The organism is Streptomyces sp. NPDC002044 (assembly GCF_040296725.1).
Lineage (GTDB): Bacteria > Actinomycetota > Actinomycetes > Streptomycetales > Streptomycetaceae > Streptomyces > Streptomyces antarcticus.
Genome location: NZ_JBEOXU010000328.1, coordinates 1 through 1,241 on the forward strand (window position 1 = coordinate 1; position 1,241 = coordinate 1,241).

Consider the following 1,241-nt stretch of genomic DNA (forward strand, 5'->3'; position numbering starts at 1 on the left):
ACCGGCCCCGCCCGTCGTCCTCCGACCCCTCCCCGGGTCCGGGGGACGTCGGCGTTCCCGGCGCGCCCCGCCAGCGCCGCCGGCCTTCGGGGGGTGCCGGTGCCGCGCCGCGCCGCGCGTCGGCCACTATGGGGCCGTGCCCCGAACTCCGCGCTATCTGCTCATATGGCTGTCGTGTACGGCCGCCAGCGTGACCGCCGTGCTCGCGACGGTCCAGTTCGTGGTCGGGTCGACCAGGCATACGCCCCCGGTCGCGCGCTCCGCCCCGGTCGTCATCGACACGCCCCCCGCCTGGGAGGCGGGCAGTCCGTCGCCGGAGCAGCCCTCCCCGTCCCCGTCCGCGGCCGCCTCCGCGAGCCCCTCGCCCACGCTGACGCAGAAGCCGTCCGCCTCGCCCGCGCCCACCCCCGCGAAGGCGTCGGCGGGTACCCCGCGGACCAGCGCGCCCAAGAACGACGTCGACTGCGAAGAGGGCGGGGCGGGCCTGCACACCGTCCCCTCACAGGGCGGCAAGGTCACGGTCCGGTACGGGAGCAAGGGCGTGTGCCTGATCTCGGCGATCCCCGGCCGCGGCTTCAAGACGACCACCTCGCAGAGCTCCGACGTCACCCTCACGGTCACGTTCTCCAGCGGCGGCCACCGGTCGGTGATCACGGCGACGGTCGACCCGGGGGCGAAGGCCAGCGTGCGCGAGACCTCGTTCTGAGGCCCGGCGGGCCGACCGGGGACGGACGACCGGGGAGCGGCGACCGGGGAGCGGCGACCGGCAACCGGCGCGACCGGTCCGTACCGCTTGGCGACTCCCGTACCGTTTCGCGCGGTTCGCTCAGTTCGCGGCGCTGTGCACGCCGGTGCACCGGTTTCCGCCGAAGCCGAAGGTGAGCTGTTCCTTAGGGCAACCTCAAGATCGCGCCGACGCGGTTCCGCGGGCGGCGAGCGGTCCTATGCTCACGTCAGCCGAGCGGCCCCCGGCACCGGACACGAAACCGGTGAACCGTCGGGCGGCCCCGGCTTCCGATCCGGGGCGGGCCTCGCCCGTCCCGCAGTCCTAACCTTGCCCCTGGGGTGTCTCCGCCATGAGTTCTCGCCTGCTCCGATCCGTCCGCGCCGAACGCCGCACGGTGTCTCCCCGCTCCACCGCACCCCTCGGGCGCCGCCTGCCCCTGGTCGCCGCGGCCGTCGTCGCGGCCGGGATGACCGCCGCGTGCGGGCCCTCCTCCGTGCCGGCCGGCTCCTCGGCA

The 1,241-nt window shown here is 75.5% G+C and carries 1 protein-coding gene; it reads left to right on the top strand.

Going from position 1 to position 1,241, the window contains the following annotated elements:
• Positions 1-136: 136 nt before the first annotated feature.
• Positions 137-706 (top strand): hypothetical protein, encoded by a 570-nt coding sequence (locus ABT106_RS31995; protein ID WP_351284577.1) that lies wholly within the window; start codon positions 137-139, stop codon positions 704-706.
• Positions 707-1,241: the final 535 nt, after the last annotated feature.